The organism is Bradyrhizobium sp. BR14999 (assembly GCF_056106085.1).
The window spans coordinates 169,235-184,525 of record NZ_CM148536.1 but is presented as its reverse complement, the minus strand read 5'-3'; the positions used below and the strand labels follow the sequence as shown (position 1 = coordinate 184,525).

General features: G+C 63.1%; 10 protein-coding genes. 6 read left to right on the top strand and 4 right to left on the bottom strand.

What is annotated here, in order from left to right; genetic code table 11:
• Positions 1 to 288: 288 nt before the first annotated feature.
• Entirely contained in the window at positions 289 to 4,146 is a 3,858-nt protein-coding gene (gene metH, locus ACR9YP_RS00850) for a methionine synthase (protein ID WP_474218809.1), read from the bottom strand.
• Positions 4,147 to 4,152: 6 nt separating this feature from the next.
• Complete coding sequence (metF, locus tag ACR9YP_RS00845; protein ID WP_438104586.1) at positions 4,153 to 5,073, bottom strand: methylenetetrahydrofolate reductase [NAD(P)H]; 921 nt, start codon at positions 5,071 to 5,073, stop codon at positions 4,153 to 4,155.
• A gap of 371 nt (positions 5,074 to 5,444) precedes the next feature.
• On the opposite strand from metF, the gene ACR9YP_RS00840 reads away from it, so the two are divergent.
• A complete protein-coding gene (locus ACR9YP_RS00840) occupies positions 5,445 to 6,461 on the top strand; it encodes an LLM class flavin-dependent oxidoreductase (RefSeq protein WP_438104588.1) in 1,017 nt (338 codons plus the stop codon).
• A 143-nt stretch (positions 6,462 to 6,604) separates the two neighbouring features.
• Here the strand turns inward: ACR9YP_RS00840 and ACR9YP_RS00835 are convergent, their stop codons facing one another.
• Together ACR9YP_RS00835 and ACR9YP_RS00830 are read right to left on the bottom strand one after the other, a co-directional pair.
• Entirely contained in the window at positions 6,605 to 7,462 is an 858-nt protein-coding gene (locus tag ACR9YP_RS00835; RefSeq protein WP_474218808.1) for a prephenate dehydratase, read from the bottom strand.
• 21 nt (positions 7,463 to 7,483) lie between these two features.
• A complete protein-coding gene (locus tag ACR9YP_RS00830) occupies positions 7,484 to 8,224 on the bottom strand; it encodes a 3-deoxy-manno-octulosonate cytidylyltransferase (RefSeq protein WP_438104590.1) in 741 nt (246 codons plus the stop codon).
• Between the two features lie 219 nt (positions 8,225 to 8,443).
• On the opposite strand from ACR9YP_RS00830, the gene ACR9YP_RS00825 reads away from it, so the two are divergent.
• The 5 genes from ACR9YP_RS00825 (at position 8,444) to ACR9YP_RS00805 (ending at position 15,290) form a co-directional block, all read left to right on the top strand.
• Entirely contained in the window at positions 8,444 to 8,998 is a 555-nt protein-coding gene (locus ACR9YP_RS00825; RefSeq protein WP_370987964.1) for a c-type cytochrome, read from the top strand.
• Positions 8,999 to 9,209: 211 nt separating this feature from the next.
• Entirely contained in the window at positions 9,210 to 11,111 is a 1,902-nt protein-coding gene (locus tag ACR9YP_RS00820; RefSeq protein ID WP_438104592.1) for an extracellular solute-binding protein, read from the top strand.
• A gap of 14 nt (positions 11,112 to 11,125) precedes the next feature.
• A complete protein-coding gene (locus ACR9YP_RS00815; RefSeq protein ID WP_438104593.1) occupies positions 11,126 to 13,000 on the top strand; it encodes an extracellular solute-binding protein in 1,875 nt (624 codons plus the stop codon).
• A 2-nt stretch (positions 13,001 to 13,002) separates the two neighbouring features.
• A complete protein-coding gene (locus ACR9YP_RS00810; RefSeq protein ID WP_128940026.1) occupies positions 13,003 to 14,112 on the top strand; it encodes a microcin C ABC transporter permease YejB in 1,110 nt (369 codons plus the stop codon).
• A complete protein-coding gene (locus ACR9YP_RS00805) occupies positions 14,112 to 15,290 on the top strand; it encodes an ABC transporter permease (RefSeq protein ID WP_370987967.1) in 1,179 nt (392 codons plus the stop codon). The genes ACR9YP_RS00810 and ACR9YP_RS00805 overlap by 1 nt, the downstream gene beginning before the upstream one ends.
• The last annotated feature ends 1 nt before the right edge of the window (position 15,291 follow it).

The window sequence follows — 15,291 nt, the reverse complement described above, 5'->3', positions numbered from 1 at the left end:
TCCCGTCGTCGACGATTTCGCTCGGCCCTGCAGTTCCGATAAAATTGTTCAGGCCTTTCAACCCCATCCCTACTGTGCATGGGGTTGTTTTTTCATTTTTTTGGTGATGGTCGGGCGCGCTACTCACCCTGACGTCGTCCCGGCCTAGCGCGCAATTGCGCGCGGGGGGCCGGGACCCATAACCACAGGATGTTGTGTGACGAAGATTGGTTGTTCGGTCTACGACCGTCCGCGATCGCGAGATCACGCGGTATGGGTCCCGGCCTTCGCCGGGACGACACCGTGCGCCTACCCCGCCCCTGCGCGCTTCTTCTGCCAGACCAGGTGCACCGCGCAGGTGCAGCCCGGCGGATGCGAGGCGAGGTCTTTCGGCATCTCGTCATTCGCCGGTGTTGCCGCGAAGGCCTTGTCGGTGCCCTGCTGGGAGGGAATGTAGTTCAGCACCGGCGCGAGCCAGCGCTCGGTCTCCGCCACGCTCATCCCCTTGCGCGCGGCGTAATCCTCGACCTGGTCGCGCTCGATCTTGCCGACGCCGAAATAATAGCTCTGGGGATTCGCGAAATAGAGCCCGGACACGGAGGAGCCCGGCCACATCGCAAAGCTCTCGGTCAGCTTCACGCCGGCGGTCGCTTCTGCATCGAGCAGCGCGAACAGCGTCGCCTTCTCGGTGTGATCGGGCTGCGCGGGATAGCCGGGCGCGGGGCGGATGCCCTGATACTTCTCGAGGATCAGCTCCTCGTTGGTGAGCGCCTCGCTAGGTGCATAAGCCCAGAACTCGCGGCGGACGCGGGCATGCATGCGCTCGGCGAAAGCTTCGGCGAGGCGGTCGGCCAGCGCCTTGCACAGGATCGAGGAGTAGTCGTCATTGGCTTTTCTGAAGCGGTCGGCGACGGCGTCTTCGCCGATGCCGGCGGTGACGACGAAGCCGCCGACATAGTCGGCGACGCCCGTGCCGACTGGCGCGACGAAGTCGGCGAGCGCGGCATTGAAGCGGCCCTCGCGCTTCTCGAGCTGCTGGCGCAGCGTGTGCAATGTCGCGATGCCCTTGGTCCGGCTTTCATCGGCATAGAGCACGATGTCGTCACCTTCAGTATTCGCCGGCCAGAATCCGATGGTCGCACGCGCTCGAAACCACTTCTCCTTCACGATGGTGTCGAGCATCTTGCGCGCATCGTCATAGAGCGAGCGCGCGACCTCGCCGACCTTGGCGTCGTCGAGGATGGCGGGGAAGCGTCCGGCGAGCTCCCAGGTCTGGAAGAACGGCGTCCAGTCGATGTAAGGCACGAGCTCGGCGATGTCGTAGTCGTCGAAGCTGCGGATGCCGAGGAAGGTCGGCTTCACCGGCTGGTTCGCAGCAAAGTCCACCGGCACCCGGTTGGCGCGCGCGTCCGCCAGCTTCAGCCGTTTCTTGTCGGCCTGCGCGCGCAGATGCGCCTCCGAAATCTTCGCGTATTCGGCGCGCACCTCGGCGGCATAGGCCTCGCGCTTCTCCGGCGAGAGCAGCGCCGAGGCGACGCCGACGGCGCGGCTGGCGTCGTTGACATGCACCACCGGACCGGCGCGATAGCTCGGGTCGATCTTCACCGCGGTATGCACGCGGCTGGTCGTGGCGCCGCCGATCAAGAGCGGCAGCTTCAGGCCTTCGCGCTGCAATTCGCCGGCGAAGAATGCCATCTCGTCCAGCGAAGGCGTGATCAGGCCGGATAGCCCGACGATGTCGGCCTTCTCCGCCTTCACGGTCTCGACGATCTTTGCCGCCGGCACCATCACGCCGAGATCGATGACCTCGAAATTGTTGCACTGGAGCACGATGCCGACGATGTTCTTGCCGATGTCGTGGACGTCGCCCTTCACGGTCGCGAGCACGATCTTGCCGGCGGACGATGAGCCTTCGGTGCCGATGCCGCTCGCAAGGTTGCGCGCCTTCTCTTCCTCCATGAACGGCATGAGGTAAGCCACCGCCTGCTTCATCACGCGCGCGGACTTCACCACCTGCGGCAAGAACATCTTGCCGTCACCGAAGAGATCGCCGACGACGTTCATGCCGGCCATCAGCGGGCCCTCGATGACGTCGAGCGGCCGCGAGGACAGTTTGCGGGCCTCTTCGGTGTCCTGTTCGATGAATTCGGTGATGCCATGGACGAGCGCGTGGCTCAGCCGCTTCTCCACCGGCCATTCGCGCCAGGCGAGATCGGCTTCCTTAGCTTCCGTCTTCTTGCCGCGGAATTTTTCCGCGAGCGCCAGCAGGCGCTCGGATGCGCCGGCATCGCGATTGAGGACGACGTCCTCGCAGGTCTGGCGCAGCTCGGGGTCGATGTCGTCATAGACGATCATCTGCCCGGCATTGACGATGCCCATGTCCATGCCCGCCTTGATGGCGTGATACAGGAACACCGAGTGCATGGCCTCGCGCACCGGCTCGTTGCCGCGGAACGAGAACGACAGGTTGGAGACGCCGCCCGAAACATGCGCGCCCGGCAGGTTCTGGCGGATCCAGCGCGTCGCCTCGATGAAGTCGACGCCGTAATTGTTGTGCTCCTCGATGCCGGTCGCGATCGCAAAAATGTTGGGATCGAAGATGATGTCCTCAGGCGGGAAGCCGACGCGGTTGACCAGGATGTCGTAGGCGCGCTTGCAGATCTCGGTCTTGCGCGCGAACGTATCGGCTTGGCCGACCTCGTCGAACGCCATCACCACGACGGCCGCGCCATGGCGGCGCGCGATCTTGGCCTCGTGAATGAACTTGTCCTCACCTTCCTTCATCGAGATCGAATTGACCACCGGCTTGCCCTGCACGCATTTCAGGCCGGCCTCGATCACCGAGAATTTCGAGGAATCGACCATCACGGGAACGCGAGCGATGTCGGGCTCGGCGGCGACGAGGTTGAGGAAGGTCACCATCGCCGCTTCGGAATCGAGCAGGCCCTCGTCCATGTTGACGTCGATGATTTGCGCGCCGTTCTCGACCTGGTCGCGCGCGACCTGCAGCGCGGCGGTGTAGTCGCCGGCGGTGATCAGCTTGCGGAAGCGGGCCGATCCCGTGACGTTGGTGCGCTCGCCGACATTGACGAAGGGAATCGCATCCGTCAGCACGAACGGCTCGAGGCCGGAGAGCCGCAAGCGCGGCGCGATCTCCGGCACGATGCGCGGCTTGTGCGGGGCCACCGCGGCGGCAATCGCCGCGATGTGATCCGGCGTGGTACCGCAGCAGCCGCCGACAATGTTGACGAGGCCGTCGCGCGCGAACTCGCCGATCAGGCGCGCCATGTATTCCGGGCTCTCGTCATACTGGCCAAACTCGTTCGGCAGGCCGGCATTGGGATAGGCACACACGAGCGTGTCGGCGACGCGGCCGATATCGGCGATATGCGCGCGCAGGTCTTCGGCGCCGAGCGCGCAGTTGAAGCCGATGGTAACAGGCTTGGCGTGTCGCACCGAATTCCAGAACGCTTCCGGCATCTGACCCGAGAGCAGGCGGCCGGATTTGTCGGTGATGGTGCCTGACACCATCACCGGCATGTCGATGCCGCGCTCTTCGGTGATCTCGGCGATCGCATAGAGCGCCGCCTTGGCGTTGAGCGTATCGAAGATGGTCTCGACCAGCAGCAGATCGACGCCGCCGTCGATCAGGCCACTTATCTGCTCGCCATAGGATTTGCGCAAATCGTCGAAGGTGACGGCGCGGTAGCCCGGATTGGAAACGTCGGGTGAGATCGAGGCGGTGCGGTTGGTCGGTCCGATGGCACCGGCGACGAAGCGCGGCTTGCCGTCCTCGGTCTCGACACGGCGTGCCGCATTGCCTGCAAGGCGGGCGCCTTCACGCGCCATCTCGTAAACGATATCGGTGAGATCGTAGTCGGCCTGCGCAATCGAAGTCGTCGAGAAAGTGTTGGTCGCGACGATGTCGGCGCCGGCACGCAAATAGGCTGCGTGGATGTCCTCGATCGCCTGCGGCTGGGTCAGGATCAACAAATCGTTGTTGCCGCGCAGGTCGCGATGAAAAGTCTTGAAGCGCTCGCCGCGGAAAGCGGCCTCGTCGAGCTGGAGATTCTGGATCATCGTGCCCATGGCGCCGTCGAGCACGAGGATGCGTTCGCGCGCGGCATTCAGCAGGGCAGTTCGCTTGGGAGAGGTGGCTACGGTCATCTGATCTTACGCAGCTTTCTGCGCGCTCTTGGCGCGAATGCCGAGCAAATGGCTGATCGCGAACACGAGATCGGCGCGGTTCATGGTGTAGAAGTGGAAGGTGTCGACGCCGTGCTTGGCCAGCTTCTGCACCTGGCCGGCCGCAACGGTTGCGGCCACCAGCTTGCGGGTCTCGGCGTCGTCGTCGAGGCCTTCGAATTTCGCGGCGAACCAGTCCGGCACGGTGGTGCCAGCGCGGGTGACGAAGGCTCTCGCCTGCTTGAAATTGTGCATGGGCATGATGCCCGGCACGACCGGGATGTTGATGCCGCGGGCGCGGACGCGGTCGAGGTAGCGGAAGTAGAGGTCGTTATCGAAGAACACCTGGGTGATCGCGCGCGTCGCACCCGCATCGACCTTGGCCTGCAGCGTGTCGATGTCGGCGTCGAAGTCGCGCGCCTCGGGGTGCTTCTCGGGATAGGCCGACACGCTCACTTCGATATCGCCGTGCCGCTTCTTGATCCCCGCGACGAGCTCGGCCGAGCTCTGGTAGCCGTCGGGATGGCTGAAGTAGGGCGTGCCGATGCCGCCAACGGGATCACCGCGCAAGGCCACGATGTGGCGCACGCCGACCTCGTGATAGCGGTCGACGATCTCGTCGATCTCGCCGCGCGAGGCGCCAACGCAGGTCAGATGCGCCGCCGGCAGCAGCGCGGTCTCTTTCAGGATGCGGGCGATGGTGGAATGGGTGCGCTCGCGGGTCGAGCCGCCGGCACCGTAGGTCACCGAGACGAATTTCGGGTCGAGCGGGGCCAGCCGGTTGATGGTGTCCCAGAGATTCCGCTCCATCTCCTCGGTCTTGGGTGGAAAGAACTCGAACGAGATCGCAGGCCGCTTCAGGTGCCCGTCTTGCCCGTTGGCCTTACCAGGCGTCGTCACGTCAGTCATGGCACCACTCACTCCAATTTCAGGCGGCGATCCGTCTACTTGGGAAACCTAAAATACGGCAAAGGCCGTTTGATCGACAGCCCATCGATGATGGGAAATTGCCCACTACGGGGTGAACAGAAGGAATTTTGTTGCTATTTGCGATCTTGGTGGGAAAGAGGTCGGGAGATCATAATATACTGATATAAAACAAATATTTTTGATAATTGACACTTCACCGATCCGATTTTTGCGATGGGCAAATCGAAATTAATTATACAGAAGTAACATTTGTCCCAACTGGAGTCTCAGCGTGCCCGCCGGTCCGTACACGTCAGGCCTGCGCGGCGTGCCCATTGTCGCCGCACGGCACTCCATTACGTTAACGCGCCATGATCCCGCTCTCAGTCCTCGACCTCTCGGTCGTCACCACCGGCACCAAGCCTGCCGCGGCGCTGCGCAACAGCATCGATCTGGCGCGCCATGTCGACGGGCTCGGCTATGTCCGCTACTGGCTCGCCGAGCATCACAACCTCGCGTCCGTCGCGAGCCCCGCGCCCGACGTGATGATCGGGCAGATCGCGGCGGTGACGAAACATATCCGCGTCGGCTCCGGCGGCGTGATGCTGCCCAACCACGCGCCGCTGGTGGTGGCCGAGCGATTCAAGATGCTGGAGGCGCTGTTTCCTGGTCGTATCGACCTCGGTCTCGGCCGCGCCCCCGGCACCGACGGCGCCACCGCCTACGCACTGCGCAGCCGGCTTGACCGCCGCGAGGGCGACGATTTCCTGGAGCGGCTGCACGAGCTGATCTTGTGGGAGACCCGCGAATTCCCCTCGGGCCACCCCTACAACAATGTCGTCGCCATGCCCGACGACACCAGGCTGCCGCCGATCTGGCTGCTCGGCTCGAGCGATTATTCCTCCGAGCTCGCCGCACAGGTCGGCATGGGCTTCGCCTTCGCCCATCACTTCGCCTCACACGATGCGATCGATGCGATGGTGCATTACCGCAACCGCTTCCAGCCCTCGGCCTGGCGCGCCCGCCCGCACGCAATCCTCGCGGTCGCGGCCATCACGGCCGACACCGATGAGGAGGCCGAAAGGCTCGCCAGCTCCTTCGACCTCAACCGCCTTCGCCGCGACCGCGGCCAATATCTTCCGCTGCCGAGCGTCGAGGAGGCGCTGGCCTATCCCTATACGGATGCCGAGCGCATCTCGATCCTCCGCAACCGCTCGCGCCTGTTCGTCGGCAGCCCGGCAAACGTGCAGAAGAAGCTTCAGCCGCTGATCTATGCGAGCAAGCCGGACGAGCTGATGGTGATCACCGCCGTGTATGACCACGAGGCGCGGAAGAAGTCGTATTCGCTGCTGGCGGAGGCGTTCGGGCTGGCGAAAAGCGCGGCTTAAGGCGTCGTCCCGGCCTAGTGCGCAATTGCGCACGGGGGCCGGGACCCATACCGCAGAATCTTTCCGCGGAAACTCGATTTCAGAGACCTTCCGCAACAACGCGCAGCCGTGGTTATGGGCCCCGGCCTTCGCCGGGGCGACCTCTAATCCTGCGCCTCGCTGAACGTCGCACGGAACGGGTGTCCCGGATACACCCCGACGATGCGGAATTCGCGCGAGAAGAATTTCAGCTCCTCGATCGCGAAGGCGAGGCCCTTGTCATCGGGATGGCCGTCGACGTCGGCGTAGAACTGCGTGGCGAAGAAATTGCCGTCGACCATGTAGCTTTCGAGCTTGGTAATGTTGACGCCGTTGGTGGCAAAGCCGCCGAGCGCCTTGTAGAGCGCGGCCGGCAAATTGCGCACCCGGAAGACGAACGTCGTGACCAGCGGGCCCGAGCCTTGCGCGGCCCATTTCGGCTCGCGCGCCAGTACCACAAAGCGCGTGGTGTTGTGGGCCTCGTCCTCGACGTCCTCGGCGAGGATGTCGAGCCCATAGATCTTCGCGGCGAGGCGCGAGGCGATCGCCGCGACGGTCTTGTCCTTGCGCTCGGAAATGTCGCGGGCGCTGCCGGCGGTGTCGGCGTGCACAATCGGCTTGATGCCGAGCTTGCGGATGATGCGCCGGCACTGGCCGAGCGCATGGACATGGCTCTCCACGCTCTTGATGTCTTCGAGCTTGGTGCCCTTCACCGCCATCAGCTGATGCCGGACCGGCAGGAACCATTCGCCGATGATGAAGAGGCCGGAGGCCGGCAGAAGGTGATGGATGTCGGCGACGCGGCCGGCGACCGAATTCTCGATCGGGATCATGCCGAGATCGGCATCGCCCGACGAGATCGCCGACAGCGCGTCCTCGAAGGTGGCGCAGGGCATCGGCTCCGCGTCGGGATACGCCTCGACGATGGCGATGTGGGAATTGGCCCCAGGCTCGCCCTGGAATGCGATTTTCAGCTTGCTCATGATCGGCCTTGTAACAGCGGCTCAGGATTTGGAAAGGATGCTACGCGCGGTTTCGAGATCGGGCGGTGTGTCCACGCCACGCGGCACGCTGTCGACAATCATGATGTCGATGCGCATGCCGGCTTCCACCGCCCGGAGCTGTTCCAGGCTCTCCTGGCGCTCCAGAGGCGATGGCGGCAGCGACACGAACCTTTCCAGCGCGGCGCGACGGTAGGCGTAAAGGCCGATGTGGTGGTAACGCGGTCCGTTGCCGTATGGGGCTGTGGCGCGGGTGAAATAAAGTGCCCGTAGCCGCCTCGGCCCGATCGGCGAGCCCACGGCCTTCACGACGCTCGGGGCGCGATCCTCCTCCTCGGTGTGGATCTGCGAGGCCAAGGTCACGATATCGACCGCAGGCTCGGCAAAGGGTGGCAGCACCTCGCGGATAGTCTGAGGCGTGATGGTCGGGAAATCGCCCTGGAGATTGATCACGATCTCGGCCTTGCCGTCCGGATCGAGCTTTTGCATGGCCTCGTGGATGCGGTCCGAGCCCGAGGGGTGGTCCGGGCGGGTCATCACCGCCTCACCGCCATGGGCGGTCACCACGGACGCGATCTCCGGCGTGTCGGTTGCGACCGCGACCCGGCCGATTGCAGCGGCTTCTGCGCGGCGCAGCACATGTACGATCATCGGCAATCCAGCGATATCGGCGAGCGGCTTGCCGGGCAGGCGGGTGGCGGCCATGCGGGCCGGGATCAGCACCAGGATGCGGGGATCGATCATTGGGTCAAGGGCCTGGAAACGGTGCGTTTTCCGCGCCGAGAAATGGAGTGGGGACGGGCTGAAAGCCGGGTCGCTTATACGGGTTGCCAGACCCCGGGCAAACCGATATCTCAATGGCAAAACTCGGGGAAACAATAAGGAACGTTTTGATTCTCCCGAGGCTCGTCCTGGCGGCCGCTTGGGCCGCTGTTTCCTTCTTGCGGTGGGGCCTGGCCGGAAATGGACTCTTTCGAACTCAATAAGATTCTCGGTGCCGTGCTCGGCACCTGTCTCGTTCTGCTGGTGACGAGCTTCACCGCCCAGGCGCTATTCTCCCCCAAGATGCCGGAAAAGCCGGGCTTCGAGATCGCGGTCAAGGAAGATGCCAGCCACGGCAAGGAAGGCGGCGCCGCCGCTGCAGCCTCTTCCGAGCCGATCGAAAAGCTGCTCCAGACCGCCTCCGTCGAAAAGGGCGCGGCGGCTGCCAAGAAGTGCGGCGCCTGCCACACCTTCGAGAAGGGCGGCCCGAATCGCGTCGGTCCGAACCTCTATGGCGTCATTGGCGAGCCGAAGGGCGAAGGCCGCGGCTTCAACTTCTCGGCTGCCATGAAGGCCAAGGGCGGGACCTGGACGTTCGACGACCTCAACAAGTTCATCGCCAATCCGAAGGGCTTCGTCCCTGGCACCGCGATGGGCTTCGCCGGTATCCCGAAGGATTCCGAACGCGCCGACGTCATTGCCTATCTGAATTCGCTGTCGGAGCATCCGCAGCCGCTGCCGACGGCATCGAAGTAAGGCGTCGAAAACCTATCGTGGAATACGCGGCCAGGCTGAAAAGCCTGGCCGTTTCCGTATCCGGGCCTCGCGGCGACGTTATCGGGGCTTTTGGCCGCATCTGAGAGGCAGTCCGGGCTTCCAAGATGAGGAAAAAGCAACATATTCGGTCGAAACCTCGCCTATATTGGGAACTTAAAGGAGTAGCCTCCTTCAAGACAGGAATGTTGATTTGGCCATCACCCGACGCGATCTCCTGCTCACCGGTACTGCGGCCGCAGCGCTCCCCGCCCTTGGTTCCGTGGGCAGCGTTTCCGTCATCGGCACGGCACAGGCGCAATCGGGTGAGCTGCCTGGGCTTCCCTGGCGCCATGCGCTGTCGCTGTTCGGCGACATCAAGTATCCCGCCGACTTCAAGCGCTTCGATTACGTCAATCCGGATGCGCCCAAGGGCGGCGTCGCCCGCCTGATCTCGATCGGCACCTTCGACAATTTCAACCTCGCGGTCGCCGGCATCAAGGGCTCCCTCGCTCCAGCCGCGGCGATGATATACGAAACGCTGATGACCCGGGCGCAGGACGAGGTTGCGACCGAGTACGGCGAACTTGCCGAGGCCGCACAACATCCGGACGATTTTTCCTGGGTGATCTATCGTTTGCGCAAGGAAGCCCGCTGGCATGACGGCAAGCCGGTGACGCCGGAGGACGTCATTTTCTCGCTGGAGACGTTCAAGCAGCAGAGCCCGATGTACGCGTCCTATTATCGCCATGTGACCAAGGCGGAGAAGGTCGGCGAGCGCGACGTCAAGTTCAGCTTCGACGGGCCGGGCAACCGCGAATTGCCGACCATCGTCGGCGAATTGATCGTGCTGCCGAAGCATTGGTGGGAAGGCACCGACGCGCAGGGCCGCAAGCGCGACGTCAGCGCGACCACGCTGGAGATTCCGCTGGGCTCCGGGCCGTACCGGATCAAGGAATTCGTGGCGGGACGCTCGATCAAGCTGGAGCGGGTGAAAGATCATTGGGGTGCCAATCTCCCCAGCCAGATCGGCACCAACAATTTCGACGAGCTGCGCTTCGAGTTCTTCCGCGACAACATCGTGGCGCTGGAAGCTTTCAAGGCCGACCAGGCCGACTGGATCGCGGAAAACTCCGCCAAGCAGTGGGCGACGGCCTATGACTTCCCCGCGGTCGCGGAGAAGCGGGTGATCAAGGAAGAATTTCCGATCAACGATTCCGGCCGCATGCAGGCCTTCGTCGTCAACATCAGGCGCCCCCAGTTCAAGGACGCGCGGGTGCGGCGCGCCTTCAACTATGCCTTCGATTTCGAGGAGATGAACAAGCAGCTCTTCTTCGGTCAGTACAAGCGGATCAACAGCTATTTCGAAGGCACGGAACTTGCCGCGACCGGTCTGCCCCAGGGAGAGGAATTGCAGATCCTCGAAACCGTAAAGGACAAGGTGCCGCCGGAAGTTTTCACCACGCCTTACCAGAATCCAGTCGGCGGCACCTCGGAGGCCGTGCGCGCCAATCTGCGCGAAGCGGCAAAGCTGCTGAAAGAGGCCGGTTTCGAAGTGCGCGACCACAAGCTGGTGGATGCCTCGGGCAAGGTTCTGACGGTCGAAATCCTGGTGCAGGATCCCTCATCCGAGCGGATCGCATTGTTCTACAAGCCTTCACTGGAGCGGATCGGCGTCAATGCGTCGGTTCGTACGGTCGATGATGCGCAGTACCAGAACCGGTTGCGCAGCTTCGACTTCGACATGATCATCGATCAGTGGGGCGAGTCGCTCTCGCCGGGCAACGAGCAGCGCGAGTTCTGGGGCTCGCAGGCCGCCGACATGCCTGGCGCGCGCAACACCGTCGGCATCAAGAACCCTGCCGTGGATGCGTTGATCGAGAAGGTGATCTTCGCCAAGGATCGCGCCGGTCTCGTTGCCGCTACCCATGCGCTCGATCGCGTGCTGCTCTGGAATTTCTACGTGGTGCCTCAGTTCACCTATCCGTTCGCGCGCTATGCACGGTGGGATCGCTTCAGCCACGCCGAGCCAATGCCGAAATATGGGCGGTCCGGCCTGCCGACGCTGTGGTGGTATGACGCCGAGAAAGCGGCGCGGAACGGAAAACGCTCTTGAGGGAGCCTTTGCGCATGGCGCACCTTTCACGCCGGCATGTGCTTGCTCTGGGTGTCGCCGGCGCGCTCGGCGCCGCCTGGCAGCGCGGCGCAACGGCGTCGGAAAGGCCGACCGAGGCCCACGGGATCTCGGCGTTCGGCGATCTCAAATATCCCGCCGATTTCCACCATTTCGATTATGTCAATCCAGGTGCGCCGAAGGGCGGCACGTTCTCGCTCATCCCGTCGGTGAAATCGTATAATCAGTCCTACCAGACCTTCAACTCGCTCAACGCCTTCATCCTCAAGGGTGACGGCGCGCAAGGCATGGACATGACGTTTGCGCCGCTGATGGTGCGGGCAAATGACGAGCCGGACGCAATGTACGGGCTCGCCGCCAAATCCGTGCAGATATCGCCCGACAAGCTTGTCTATCGCTTCACCATGCGGCCCGAGGCGAAATTCCATGACGGCAGCAAGCTCACCGCGCACGACGCAGCGTTTTCGCTGACGGCGCTGAAGACCAAGGGGCATCCGCTGATCATCGTGCAGATGCGCGACATGGTCAGTGCGGAAGCGATCGACGATGCGACGCTCGTCGTCACCTTCGCCAAGGGGCGCGCACGCGACGTCCCGCTCTATGTCGCGGGCCTGCCGATCTTCTCGAAGACGTATTATGCGTCCCGCCCGTTCGACGAGTTGTCGCTGGAGGTTCCGCTCGGCTCAGGTCCGTACAAGGTCGGCAGGTTCGAGGTCAATCGTTACATCGAGTTCGAGCGGGTGAAGGACTGGTGGGCCGCCGATCTGCCGGTTTGCCGCGGCAGCTACAATTTCGACGTTGTGCGCTACGAGTTCTATCGCGACCGCGACGTCGCCTTCGAGGGGTTTACCGGCAAGAACTATCTCTACCGCGAGGAGTTCACCTCGCGCATCTGGGCGACGCGCTACGACTTTCCGGCCGCCAAGGACGGTCGGGTCAAGATGGAGGTCGTGCCCGACGATACCCCGTCCGGTGCGCAAGGATGGTTCATCAACACACGGCGCGATAAATTCAAAGATCCGCGCGTGCGCGAGGCGTTGATCAACGCCTTCGATTTCGAGTGGACCAACAAGACCATCATGTACGGCGCCTATGCCCGTACGGTTTCGCCATTCCAGAACTCGGACCTCATGGCCGGCAACGGGCCTCCGTCGCCGGAAGAGCTGAAGCTGCTGGAGCCGTTCCGCGGCCAGGTTCCCGACGACGTGTTCGCGGCGCCCTTCACGCCGCCGGTCTCGGATGGCTCCGGGCAGGACCGCAGCCTGCTGCGCAAGGCGCAGCAATTGTTGAACGAGGCCGGCGTACCGATCAAGGACGGCAAGCGGGTGCTGCCGAATGGCGAGATCTTCAGGATCGAGTTCCTGCTGGACGAGCCCTCCTTCCAGCCGCACCATGCGCCCTACATCAAGAACCTGGGGACGCTCGGCATTGAGGCGAGCGTGCGCGTCGTCGATGCCGTGCAGCACAAGGCGCGCCAGGAAGATTTCGACTTCGACATGACGATCCAGCGTTTCAGCATGTCGGCGACGCCGGGAGATGCCATGCGCGCGTTCTTCTCGTCGCAGGTTGCCAACACCAAGGGCTCGTACAATCTCGCGGGCGTCGCCAGCCCGGCGATCGATGCCATGATCGAGAAGATCATGGCGGCCGACAGCCGCGAGGAATTGACGATCGCCTGTCGGGCCTTCGATCGCCTGTTCCGCGCCGGCCGCTATTGGGTGCCGCAATGGTATAACAAGACGCACCGGCTGGCGTATTGGGATCAGTTCAGCCACCCCCAGAAGCTGCCGCGTTACGCCAACGGCGTCGGTGCTCCCGACATCTGGTGGCATGATGGCGCCAAGGCGGCCAAGCTCGAGCAGGCGAAATAATCATGAGCGCCTATATTGCCCGCCGCATCCTCTTGATGATCCCGACGCTGCTGGGGATCCTCTTCGTGTCCTTCATCGTCGTGCAGTTCGCGCCGGGCGGCCCGGTCGAGCGCGTGATCGCGCAGCTCTCGGGCGCCGACACCGGCGGTAGCTCGCGCATTTCGGGCGGCGGCGATTTCGCGCAACGCGCGCCGGGGCAGTTGGGGGCCGGCGGCGATGCCATCAACTCGAAATATCGCGGTGCGCAGGGCCTCGATCCTGATTTCATCAAGAAGCTGGAGGCGCAGTTCGGCTTCGACAAGCCGGCGCCGGAACGCTTTCTCCTGATGGTGTGGAACTTCGCGCGCTTCGATTTCGGCAAGAGCTATTTCCGCGACGTCAGCGTGATCCAGCTGATCAGGGAGAAGCTGCCGGTCTCGATCTCGCTCGGAATCTGGCTGACGTTGATCACCTATTTGATCTCGATCCCGCTCGGCATCCGCAAGGCGGTTAAGGACGGCACGCGCTTCGACACCTGGACGTCGACCGTTCTCGTGCTTGGCTATGCCATTCCCGGCTTCCTGTTCGCCGTCCTTCTCATCATCCTGTTTGCCGGCGGCTCCTTCTTCAACTGGTTCCCGCTGCGCGGACTGACCTCGGACGGCTGGTCGCAGTTTCCCTGGTATTGGAAGATCATCGATTATTTCTGGCATCTGACGCTGCCGCTGATCGCCATGGGGCTCGGCGCGTTCACCACCATGACGTTCCTGACCAAGAACTCGTTCCTGGACGAGATTCGCAAGCAATACGTCATGACCGCGCGTGCCAAGGGGTGCGGCGAGGGCCGGGTGCTTTACGGCCATGTCTTCCGCAATGCGATGCTGATCGTGATCGCCGGTTTTCCCGGGACCTTCATCCACGCCTTCTTCTCGGGCTCGCTGCTGATCGAGACCATCTTCTCGCTGGACGGGCTCGGGCTGCTCAGTTTCGAGAGCGTGCTCAACCGCGACTATCCCGTGGTGTTCGGCACGCTCTACATCTTTTCGTTGGTCGGCCTCGTGATCAACCTGATCTCCGACTTGACCTATATGTGGATCGACCCCCGGATCGATTTCGAGGCGCGGGAGGTCTGATGACGATTACCGCGCCGACGCCCATCGAGACCACGACTCAATCCCCAATGGGGGAGGTCGTTCCGATCACGCGCAAGTCGTTCGCCCCTTCGCCGCTCAACAAGCGGCGCTGGCAGAACTTCAGGGCGAACCGCCGCGGCTACTGGTCGTTCTGGATCTTCATTATTCTGTTCGTGGTCTCGCTGTTCGCCGAGCTGATCGCCAACGACCGGCCTTTCCTGATCAAGTTCGACGGCCGGCTCTATTGGCCCGCCTTCGTGACTTACTCGGAGACCACCTTTGGCGGCGATTTCGAGACGGCGGCCGACTACCGCGACCCCTATTTGCAGAAGCTGATCAAGGACAAGGGCGGCAGCATCGTCTGGCCGCTGATCCGCTATTCCTACGACACCCACAATCTCGATCTGCCGACGCCGGCGCCGTCGCCGCCGACCTGGATGCTGACCGAGAAGCAATGCAAGCCGGTGGTGGAGAAGAAGGGGCTGAAGAGCTGCCGCGACCTCGAATATAACTGGCTCGGCACCGACGATCAGGGGCGCGACGTGGTCGCGCGGCTGATCTATGGCTTCCGCATTTCGGTGCTGTTCGGCCTGTGCCTCACCATCGTCTCATCCGTCATCGGCATCGCGGCGGGGGCGGTGCAAGGCTATTTCGGCGGTCGGGTCGATCTCATCTTCCAGCGTTTCATCGAGATCTGGACAGCGATTCCCTCGCTGTACCTTCTCCTGATCCTGTCCTCGGTCCTCGTGCCCGGCTTCTTCGTGCTGCTGGGTATCCTGTTGCTGTTCTCCTGGGTCTCGCTGGTCGGTCTCGTGCGGGCCGAGTTCCTGCGCGGGCGCAATTTCGAATACATTCAGGCGGCGCGGGCGCTCGGTGTCTCCAATCCGGTCATCATGTTCCGCCATCTGCTGCCGAACGCCATGGTCGCGACCATGACGTTCCTGCCTTTCATCGTGTCGAGTTCGGTGATGACGCTGACGGCGCTCGATTTCCTGGGCTTCGGCCTGCCGCCGGGGTCGCCTTCGCTGGGCGAATTGCTGTCCCAGGCGAAGGCCAATGTGCAAGCACCTTGGCTCGGCTTCTCCGGTTTCTTCTCGGTCGCAATCATGCTGTCGCTCTTGATCTTCATCGGCGAAGCCGTGCGCGACGCCTTCGATCCGCGCAAGACGTTCAGGTAAA